The 10,334-nt window shown below is 33.8% G+C and carries 9 protein-coding genes; 6 read left to right on the top strand and 3 right to left on the bottom strand.

Annotated features, from left to right (window positions below):
- Nucleotides 1–3: 3 nt before the first annotated feature.
- The gene (locus ACW2QF_RS10400; RefSeq protein ID WP_455715937.1) at nt 4–771 is read left to right on the top strand and encodes an ABC transporter ATP-binding protein; all 768 of its coding nucleotides are present in this window, start codon (nt 4–6) and stop codon (nt 769–771) included.
- Entirely contained in the window at nt 764–2,752 is a 1,989-nt protein-coding gene (locus ACW2QF_RS10395) for an FtsX-like permease family protein (RefSeq protein ID WP_455715936.1), read from the top strand. Before ACW2QF_RS10400 ends, ACW2QF_RS10395 begins: the two co-directional genes overlap by 8 nt.
- A 66-nt stretch (nt 2,753–2,818) precedes the next feature.
- On the opposite strand, the gene ACW2QF_RS10390 is transcribed toward ACW2QF_RS10395, so the two are convergent.
- Nucleotides 2,819–3,691 carry a PHP domain-containing protein gene (locus tag ACW2QF_RS10390; protein WP_455715935.1) on the bottom strand — a complete coding sequence of 291 codons (873 nt, stop codon included), beginning with the start codon at nt 3,689–3,691 and terminating at the stop codon, nt 2,819–2,821.
- A 137-nt stretch (nt 3,692–3,828) separates the two neighbouring features.
- On the opposite strand from ACW2QF_RS10390, the gene ACW2QF_RS10385 reads away from it, so the two are divergent.
- The 4 genes from ACW2QF_RS10385 to secD all read left to right on the top strand — a co-directional run bounded on the left by ACW2QF_RS10385 (nt 3,829) and on the right by secD (nt 8,152).
- A complete protein-coding gene (locus ACW2QF_RS10385) occupies nt 3,829–4,203 on the top strand; it encodes a TIGR04086 family membrane protein (protein ID WP_455715934.1) in 375 nt (124 codons plus the stop codon).
- Between the two features lie 72 nt (nt 4,204–4,275).
- Complete coding sequence (gene scfA, locus ACW2QF_RS10380) at nt 4,276–4,419, top strand: six-cysteine ranthipeptide SCIFF (protein ID WP_455715933.1); 144 nt, start codon at nt 4,276–4,278, stop codon at nt 4,417–4,419.
- A gap of 121 nt (nt 4,420–4,540) precedes the next feature.
- A complete protein-coding gene (gene scfB / locus ACW2QF_RS10375; protein ID WP_455715932.1) occupies nt 4,541–5,944 on the top strand; it encodes a thioether cross-link-forming SCIFF peptide maturase in 1,404 nt (467 codons plus the stop codon).
- A gap of 72 nt (nt 5,945–6,016) precedes the next feature.
- Nucleotides 6,017–8,152, top strand: a complete 2,136-nt coding sequence (gene secD / locus ACW2QF_RS10370; RefSeq protein WP_455715931.1) for a protein translocase subunit SecD — start codon at nt 6,017–6,019, stop codon at nt 8,150–8,152.
- Nucleotides 8,153–8,294: 142 nt separating this feature from the next.
- Here secD and ACW2QF_RS10365 read toward each other — a convergent pair whose 3' ends face one another.
- On the bottom strand, nt 8,295–8,486 hold the full coding sequence (locus ACW2QF_RS10365; protein ID WP_455715930.1) for a hypothetical protein: 192 nt from the start codon (nt 8,484–8,486) through the stop codon (nt 8,295–8,297).
- Nucleotides 8,487–8,710: 224 nt separating this feature from the next.
- Nucleotides 8,711–10,153 (bottom strand): helix-turn-helix domain-containing protein, encoded by a 1,443-nt coding sequence (locus ACW2QF_RS10360; protein ID WP_455715929.1) that lies wholly within the window; start codon nt 10,151–10,153, stop codon nt 8,711–8,713.
- Nucleotides 10,154–10,334: the final 181 nt, after the last annotated feature.

Genomic DNA, 10,334 nt, shown 5'->3' with positions numbered 1-10,334 from the left:
ATAATGGCGTTATTAGAGGTAAATAATTTGAAGAAAATATATACAACACGTTTTGGAGGGCAGCAGTGTCAAGCTCTTAACCAAGTTAACTTTTCAGTAGAAGAAGGAGAGTATGTGGCAATTATGGGTGCGTCTGGCTCAGGTAAGACTACATTACTTAATCTATTAGCTTCACTTGACAAACCAACAGCTGGAGAAGTTCGCTTAGACGGGACTGTATTATCTAAGGTTAGTGATAGCAAGATATCTGCCTTTCGTAGAGAAAATCTAGGCTTTGTATTTCAAGATTTTAATTTATTAGATACTTTTTCTGTTAAAGATAATATTTTGTTACCACTAGTACTATCAAGAAAACAGTACAAAGAGATGGAAGAGAGATTAATGCCACTTGTGAAAAGGCTACAAATTGAGAATTTATTAGATAAGTTTCCTTATGAAATCTCAGGAGGACAAAAACAAAGGACAGCAATTGCAAGATCACTAATCACAAATCCTAAATTAATCCTTGCTGATGAACCTACAGGAGCTTTGGATTCCAAAGCGGCACAAAATCTATTGCATATATTTGACCAGATTAACGATTCTGGACAGACAATATTAATGGTTACACATAGTACACAAGCAGCAAGTCATGCAAAACGAGTACTATTTATAAAAGATGGTGAAGTATACAATCAATTGTATCGTGGAAATCAGACACAGGAAGAGATGTTTCGCAAGATTGTATCCACGTTGACAGTATTATCAGATGGAGGTGTCGACATTGGGTAAGTCATTCTATCTGAAATTAGCAATTACCAATTTGAAGAAGAATAGGAATGCATATTTACCATACATACTGGCAGGTGTGGGAATGGTTTTCACTTACGTCTTGTTCTTGCTTATTAGTGAAGGAAAGGGTGTTACGAATATAAGGGGGGCTGATACGTTACAAGTTATGTTTGAGATGGGAGCAGGGGTAATATCGGTATTCTCTGTAATATTCATCTTCTATTCCAATGGATTCTTAATGAAACGTAGAAAAAAAGAGATTGCACTATATGGAATTCTAGGTTTAGAGAGAAAACATGTTGGTATCGTGATGCTATATGAGAGTTTAATCTCATTTTTAACTATTATTTTTGGTTGTATCTTACTTGGTATTGTTTTTGGTAAGTTGTTTTTTATGTTTTTGATGAAGATTACTAGAATTGCTGAGGGAAGTAAATTCATTATAAATAGTAGTGTATTTGTTAAGACAATTGTATTCTTTATGGCGGTATATCTAGTGGCTTTTCTATGGAATCTAATACAAGTAAGGCTTAGTAAACCAATCGAATTGTTGAAGGGGGAGGAGATTGGACAGAAAGAAAGTCGCTTTACACCAGTATTAGCTATTCTAGGATTAGGATTGTTGGCTGCTGGATATAGTATGGCCCTTAGAATAGAAAATCCTATAGCAGCTATTAATAGCTTCTTTATAGCGGTTTTATTAGTAATTGTAGGAACGTATTGTACATTCCAATCGGGAAGTATACTTATTCTTAAACTATTAAGAAAAAATAAGAGGTACTATTATCAAACCAACCATTTTATTACAGTATCTGGTATGATTCATCGGATGAAGCAGAATGCAACAGGACTAGCAAATATTTGTATCCTATCTACTATGGTATTGGTTACCTTATCCACTACGATTGCTTTATATGTTGGGCGAGAAAAAGTGATTACAGATAGTAATCCTACAGATTATACAATAAGCATGGAAGATGATACGGTTGATCCGGCACAGTTAAAAGATGAGATATACAATGTGGCAAAAAAACACAATGTTACAATAAAAAACTATAAAGATATACGTATGAAAGATGCTGTTGTTGATTATAAGGTTGGTAGCATAGGAGGCTTTAATAGTGATACGGTATGGGATTCAAACTTCAGTTACTATGTAATTTACTTTATCCCACTTGCTGAATACAATAAGATAACAGATAAGAATATGGCGTTAGAATCGAATGAAGTTTTAATATCATTTGCTAACAATAAATATTCTAGTGATGAAGTTAAGATATTAGATAAGTTGTATACGGTGAAAGGAAATTGTGATGATCTAGGTATTAAACTGAGCATAGATGTAGGATCCAAAGATAGCATTTATATGGTTCTTAAGGATGATGAGAGTATTGTTGATATCGTGGAGAAAGTAACCGAGGAGTTTAAGACTAATACAAATGATGGAATGGAATATGATGTATTTTTTGATGTAGATGGTATGTATGACGACAGAATTGCTTGCGCTAATGAGATTAAGGAAGTGACAAATAAGATTGCTAATGGTCGTAGTTTTACAAACATTGATTTAAATAGAATAGATAGCTATGAGATGTTTGGTGGTTTGGTATTCTTGGGATTTTTCTTAGGAATTGTGTTCTTATTGGCTATGGTTATGATTATCTATTTTAAACAAATCTCAGAAGGATTTGAGGATCGTAAACGTTATGAGATTTTAAATAAGGTGGGGTTAGATAAGAAGGATGTTAAGAAGACAATTAATAAGCAGATTATTCAAGTTTTCTTTTTACCATTATTAGGAGCTATCATTCATGTTGCATTTGCATTCAAGATGATAACGAAGATGTTAGTCTTATTCCAACTATTAGATACAACTTTAATACTGAATTGTACATTAGTAACGATAGCAATATACGCAGTAATCTATATAATTGTATTCAAGATGACTGCAAAAGCGTATTATCGTATTGTTAATAGATAGTAAATTAATAGGTTATAGCAAATGTATATAAATATATTTGCTATAACCTATTTTTATATTGTAATTCTATTCTTTCGTTTTAAGTTTCTTATATTCTCTCATTTTATCTAGTAATTCATAAGGAATCTTAAGGTTACCACGACCTTTACCAATAGCAATATCAGGTTTGTTGGCACCATGGAAATCGGAACCTCCGCTTATTAATAGATTGTTCAGGCGTGCTAAGCGACGCATATCGCTTTCATCACAACCGGTGTTAGAAGTGTAGATTGCTTCAATACCTGCTAGACCAAAGGATTTTAGTTTTTTAACTAAGTCAGATAGTTCATCTAAAGATAAGTGATAAAGCAGTGGATGGGCAAGTATTGGAATTCCACCAGCTTGTATAATTAATGCAATTGCATCTTCTGGTGTGATGAATTGACGTGGTACATAATAAGGACCATTAGTGCCTAAATATTTATCGAAGGCTTCGTTACGAGTTTTTGTAAATCCATTTTCGGTTAAGTATTTGGCAAAGTGAGCTCTTGTGATTACCGCATCTGGTTCGGATTCTTTTAAAGCTTCAAGGGTAATTGGGATTCCTGCCTTATTCAGATTGTTAATCATCTTAATGTTACGTTCTTCCCGTTCTTTCACAGCGCCTTCTAGTGTTTTTATTAAGGTTTCGTTGGTATCGTCAATATGCAAACCAAGGATATGAAGATCTTTTCCGCTATATGCAGAAGAGATTTCAACCCCTGGAATAATCTCAATATCATAACCATTAGTAGCATGAGTTTCAGCAGCTTGTCTTGCTTCTTGTAGGCCAAGTACAGTATCGTGGTCTGTTAAAGCAATGGCAGATAATCCACTACGAACTGCTTCATCAACAACTTCGGTTGGTGTGAAAGTTCCGTCTGATATGTTTGAGTGTACATGTAAGTCAATATATTTCATGGAATTACTCCTTTCTTTCGTGTTTTAGTGTTATGTTATAGCATACAAGAATACTACACATTTTACAAGTAGTAAGTCATATTCTACATATCAAAGCAATATACATAAACTATACATAGTAACAGGAGGACAAAGGCGTGACTAAGGTCGAAGCAAAAAAGACACTCCCAGTTCATATTGCAAAGGCATTATTTTTTTCGTACATTGTAACAACCGTCATCTTATTTTTACTGTCTTTCATCCTATTCAAAGTACAGATTCCTAGTGGGGTAGTTAGTGTTGGAGTTATACTTGCCTACATTCTTTCTACGTTTGTAGGTGGATTTTTCATAGGGAAGAAAGTTGAAGCTAAGAAATTCCTTTGGGGGCTAGTCATTGGAGCGATTTATTTTATGATAATAATTATTATATCAATCGTCATGAATAAAGCTGCTTTTGGATCAGCTGGAAGTATAGTAACTGTGCTTGGAATGTGCCTACTTGGTGGAATGTTAGGCGGGATGATAAGCTAATTTCCTTTTTTGACAAGTAATATAACATATGATATAATTAATCGGGTATAAATATGCAAAGGAGGTTACATAATGAAACGAATCAAGACTTTAAACACTAGAAACCTTAAAGAGTCTATGAAAAAAGGTGGCTGTGGAGAATGTCAAACTTCATGTCAATCAGCTTGTAAGACTTCATGTACTGTAGGAAATCAAAGTTGTGAGAATGATAACTAAGCTAACGACTAGGGATTAATATAACTCATAAATAAGCAGCGGCTTTAGTCGCTGCTTATTAAATGTAAGGAAGTTAATTTTTTGTTAAGATTCCATACGGTCAACTGAAAGGAGTATCAAAGTGATTCACCAATATAAAAATAATGGCTATAACATCGTATTAGATGTTAATAGTGGAATGATTCATATCGTAGATGATTTGGTTTATGATATTATTGAATTATTTGAGAATAATGATACGGATACAATTATTGCTACCATGATGGATAAGTATTCAAAACCAGAAAATTCTGCAAAATTAGAAGGTCCAATAAATATCAATGATGTAATTGAAGCAATTGAAGAGATTGAAGAGTTAAAGAAACAAGGAGCTCTTTTCTCGGAAGATATTTATAAGGAGTACATCACAGACTTTAAGAAACGCCAAACTGTTGTTAAAGCATTATGTCTTCATATTGCTCATGATTGTAATCTTGCCTGTAAGTATTGTTTCGCAGAAGAAGGCGAATACAAAGGCCATAGAGAACTTATGAGTTATGAAGTTGGAAAGAAAGCACTTGATTTCTTAATCGAGAATTCAGGCAGCAGAAGAAATCTTGAAGTTGATTTCTTTGGTGGTGAGCCACTAATGAATTGGCAAGTAGTGAAAGATTTAGTAGCTTACGGTCGTGAACAGGAGAAAATCTATAATAAGAAATTCAGATTTACATTAACAACGAATGGTGTGTTATTAAATGATGATATTATGGAATTCGCTAACAAAGAGATGGCGAATATCGTATTAAGTATTGATGGACGTAAAGAAGTAAATGATCATATGAGACCATCTAGAAATGGCAAGGGAAGCTATGATCTTATTGTTCCAAAGTTTGAAAAGGTGGCCGAGTCACGTAATCAAACAAATTACTATGTTAGAGGTACATTTACAAGAAACAATCTCGATTTTTCTGAGGATGTACTTCATTTAGCGGATTTAGGATTTAAACAGATTTCTGTAGAACCTGTTGTTTCACTTCCGGAAGAACCATTTTCCATTCGCGAAGAAGATTTGCCAAAAATCTATGAAGAATACGATAAGTTAGCAAAAGAGATGATCAAACGTAAGAAGGAAGGCAAAGGGTTTAACTTCTTCCATTTTATGATAGATTTGACAGGTGGACCATGTGTTGCAAAACGTTTATCTGGTTGTGGTTCAGGAAGCGAATATCTTGCAGTAACACCATGGGGAGATCTGTATCCATGTCATCAATTTGTTGGTGAAGATGAATTCTTACTTGGTAATGTATTCGAAGGGATTAAGAATACAGCATGCTGTGATGAATTCAAATTATGTAACGTTTATGCAAAAGATAAGTGTAGAGATTGTTTTGCTAGATTCTACTGCAGTGGCGGTTGTGCAGCAAATTCATATAAATTCCACGGAAAAATTGACGATGCGTATGACATAGGGTGTGATATGCAAAGAAAACGAGTGGAATGTGCAATTATGATAAAAGCAGCTGAAGCAGAATTAGTAGAACAATAGCTTGCTCGCTTGGCAAGTATTGTGACTTGTGCAGAGTCACTATTTCTGAATATTTAGGCGAAGGAGACATTTATGAAGGACAAGAAAAAGGGTGTCTTGCACCTACTAATTGTACTTTTGGTAATTGTGGGATTATCAATCGTTACGTTAGTTGGTCTTGGCAAAGAGCACAAAGGTAGTGCGAAAAACATTCGTTTGGGTCTTGACTTAGCAGGTGGTGTAAGTATTACTTATGAAACTGTTAAAGAAAATCCAACAGCTACTGAGATGAGTGATACGGTATACAAGATGCAAAAACGTGTTGAAAACTACAGCACAGAAGCAATGGTATACCAAGAAGGTAATAATCGAGTTAATATTGATATCCCAGGAGTACAAGATGCGAATCAAGTTCTTGAGGAACTTGGAAAAGCTGGATCCATATCCTTTGTAGATCCAGAAGGTAATGAAGTTATTAATGGTACACACATTAAGACTGCCAAGGAAGGTACAATTCAAGAGAATGGATATACAGAGTATGTAGTGAATCTTACCTTGAATACGAAAGGTACGAAATTATTTGCTGAAGCTACTGGGAAGTATATCGGTCAAACAATTTCAATCGTATATGATGGTGAAGTTATCTCTGCACCAACAGTTCAGGTTGCGATTACCAACGGACAAGCACAGATTTCACAAGGATCTTATGATGAAGCTAGAAATCTTGCTTCAACAATACGAATCGGTGCGCTTCCACTTGAACTTAAAGAGATTCGTTCCAATGTAGTTGGAGCTAATCTTGGTGAAGAAGCGTTTGATACAAGTTTAATTGCAGCTGCAATTGGTTTCGTATTAGTTATTATATTTATGATTATTGTTTACCGTGTTCCAGGTGTAGCAGCGAGTATTGCGCTATGTCTATATGTCGTAGCGGTTCTTGTTGTATTAAATGGTGCAAATGTAACATTAACATTACCAGGTATCGCGGGTATCATTCTATCAATCGGTATGGCAGTTGATGCGAATGTCATAATATTTACAAGAATCAAGGAAGAGCTTGCAACTGGTAAAACAGTTCGTTCTGCAATTAAAATAGGTTTTGATAAAGCATTGTCAGCAATCCTTGATGGAAACATCACTACTTTAATTGCCGCAGCTGTATTATGGTTCAAGGGATCAGGTACAGTGAAAGGTTTTGCTCAAACACTAGCAATTGGTATTGTAATATCCATGTTTACGGCATTAGTTGTTACAAAATATACTTTAATTGCCTTATATAACTTAGGTTTAGATCAAGAAAAATTCTATGGTGTTCAAAAAGAAGTAAAAGTATTTGCTTTCACAAAACACATAAAGAAGTTCTTTGCAATATCAGGTGTATTAATTGCAATTGGTGTAGTTGCGTTATTTGTTAACAAGTCATCAATAGGAAATATTCTTAACTATGGTCTTGATTTCAAGGGTGGAACTTCAACGCAAGTTACATTCAAAGATTCAGTTCCAGCTAATGTTGAACTAGAAGAGTTTGTTGGTAATCTAATAGGAGAAGCAGAAGTTGGGGTATCTCCAGTAGTTGGTGAGAATTCGGTAGTTATTAAAACTAGAGAATTAGATCTTGATGAAAGAAAGACAGTTACGGATGCATTTGTAGAAACGTATAATGCGGATGAATCTACTATTACAATGGAAAGTATCTCTGCAACAGTAAGTAGTGAAATGAAGACAGATGCAGTTCTATCTGTAATCATTGCTACAATTTTCATGTTAATCTATATTTGGTTCCGTTTTAAGGATATTAACTTTGCATCTAGCGCAGTACTTGCATTAATTCATGATGTTCTTATTGTATTGATGGTTTATGCAGTGGCTAGAATTTCAGTAGGTAATACCTTTATTGCATGTATGTTAACGATTGTAGGGTATTCTATTAATGCTACAATTGTTATCTTTGACCGTATCCGTGAGAACAAAGCTGCTATGAAAAGAACGGATGTACTTGAAGATGTAGTGAATAGTAGTATTAGCCAGACGATTAGCAGAAGTATTAATACTTCATTAACCACTTTTATCATGGTATTCGTATTATTCATACTTGGAGTAGATTCCATTCGTGAATTTACAATACCATTGATGGCAGGTATTATATGTGGGGCTTATTCTTCAATTTGTATTACAGGTACATTATGGTATTTCATGAAAAAGAAACTAAGTAAGAAGAAAAGTGCTTAATTAGATATTTAAGAGCCATGTACATCAATGTAGGCTCAAAATGTAGACAACTTGCTTTGCCAAAGGTGAAGCAAGTTGTATTTTTTTACCTATGAACAACTCTTTGAGATGTATTATTATCTGAAAGTTGTTCTGGAACAGTTTATTTTGCGTATTTTTCATTGTATTCGTCTAATGATAACATAGTATCATCTTGTGCTTGTTTGTAGGTGTTGTTGTAATCAGAAATTGATAAATAATAGTTTTTTGGCTTTGTCACTTGAACTAATACAATTATAGTCAAAGTAAGTATTAGCATTATAGTTAACGATAAACTTAATATAACTTTTTTCATAGTACAACCTCCGTGTAAAAACTTCTATATATAGGGGTAATTATATATATAGCTTCAGTTTACACCAAATAATGGAAGAAAAAAAGTGCGAAAGTTGCACTTTTAAAAAAACGTGTAAATTAACAAAAAATATCTAAATAATAGTGAATATTTACTAAAATAGCTTTAGTGATTCTGAAGAACATTTAACTAAAGCCTTAATTTTCTTAGGCATTTGATTAAGTTCAGTTTGAAAGTGCTAGGTATATATCCATGAAATCTTCACAGCTTGGATAATCATTGATCAGAAAAATATTTTCATGATGCTTCTTCAGTTTGGGTATTGTAGTAATTATAATATCATAGCTTTTGGTTTTATCTGATGTCAAAGTCTGTGGATAACGATCAATGTCGATTCTTAGAGAATCGGTTTTGTTATTAAAAAAGTCGGATAATACCTTGGATAGAAAATTGGCGTGTGGCATACCAAAATCAGTTATGAGTAAAGCTTTCCTAGGTGGTGAATATTCACATAATTCTGGGCATATTATGCACAACCAATATAATACGTCATTGACATTAGACACTATATCAAGATTCACGTTCTGGGAGAATTGTTTAAGGTTTTCTTCCACTACTTCATATAAAAATGAATTACGTCTCTTAAGGGATAGTGAGAAATAATAAATTCGGTCAAACAAAGTAGAAGTCTTTCGCGTATGGTATTTCTTCTCCAAATACAAAGATTTTAGAGAAAAATGCATCATATGCTGCGTGTTCTCATTAGGAGATACGGGAATTAAAGTAAACAATTGTTGGAAGAAAGTTTCAGTTTCATTGTTCACAAGATCTTCTTCTTCGTCAGAATCCCAACCGCAGTATTGATTGAATACGAATTGATGAATTGGGCGTAGATTATCCAATGAAATATTAGGAAATTGTTCTTGAAGAAACGTTAGAGTATTCGCATTAATTTCCTTTTCCACTGTATAATCTGAAGTTACTGTATAGCCTTGACTTTCTCTCATAAGAGAAACAAGGTAGAACATTATCAAATAGATCATGGAAATATCGTCATTGAGAACCAAAGATAGTTCCATTGGTTCAAGATACTTAGATAGTAGAAAAGTAATTATTTCTCCTATCGCATTTACATCTATAGTAAGGTCATATTTTTGTATGTCTAGTCCATACATCTCTAATAAAAAACTGGCACAAAAATTACGGAGGTGTTGTTCGTCATTCCCAATGAGTTGATACCTGTTGTTATCACAACGGATTGCAGTACCCATATCTGAAAGAAACAAGTTAATCTTTATCAAAAGGCGATTTAGCGTAGAGCGACTTACAAAAAGCCTACCTTCATAAAACTCGATAGACATATTAGGGTGAAATAGTAGTTCTTTAATCCAAAGCAAGGCTACGGAGTCGTTAAAAAGATCGGTGAACACACTACTGATGCAGGCAGTATTCCTATTGTGCATGATGACACCGTTTTTTCTGGAAACCTCAATATTTAGACTATCACCCCATCGTTTTTGGAGATTTGAGACATCCTCTGCAAGAGTTCGCTCACTGGCTCCGACTAATGACGATAGCTTAGAGAGGGTAATCCACCCATTATGTAAGGTAAAAGTTTCGAGAATCTTTATTAATCTTTGTGATGAAGCATCTAAAAGTTTTCGCATTTTAACACATCCATTCAATTATTAAAATTATGTTACTATTTTATTAACTAAAAATCAATTAGACATACGACCTATGACTGATTGAGCTAAAATTCTTCTTTTTTATATCTATTTTTACATTTTATTAGTAAAAAATAGAAAAATTTTACATATTATTACTTGTATCTTGCTGCTATTTACA

The organism is Anaerosporobacter sp., assembly GCF_965301125.1.
This window is presented reverse-complemented; position numbering and strand designations above follow the sequence as displayed.

Excerpts from the sequence above, each read along its gene's own strand:
- secD (WP_455715931.1), top strand. The coding sequence starts at position 6,017 with ATGAAGGACAAGAAAAAGGGTGTCTTGCACCTACTAATTGTACTTTTG.
- ACW2QF_RS10400 (WP_455715937.1), top strand. The coding sequence starts at position 4 with ATGGCGTTATTAGAGGTAAATAATTTGAAGAAAATATATACAACACGT.
- ACW2QF_RS10365 (WP_455715930.1), bottom strand. The coding sequence starts at position 8,486 with ATGAAAAAAGTTATATTAAGTTTATCGTTAACTATAATGCTAATACTT.
- ACW2QF_RS10360 (WP_455715929.1), bottom strand. The coding sequence starts at position 10,153 with ATGCGAAAACTTTTAGATGCTTCATCACAAAGATTAATAAAGATTCTC.
- scfA (WP_455715933.1), top strand. The coding sequence starts at position 4,276 with ATGAAACGAATCAAGACTTTAAACACTAGAAACCTTAAAGAGTCTATG.
- ACW2QF_RS10390 (WP_455715935.1), bottom strand. The coding sequence starts at position 3,691 with ATGAAATATATTGACTTACATGTACACTCAAACATATCAGACGGAACT.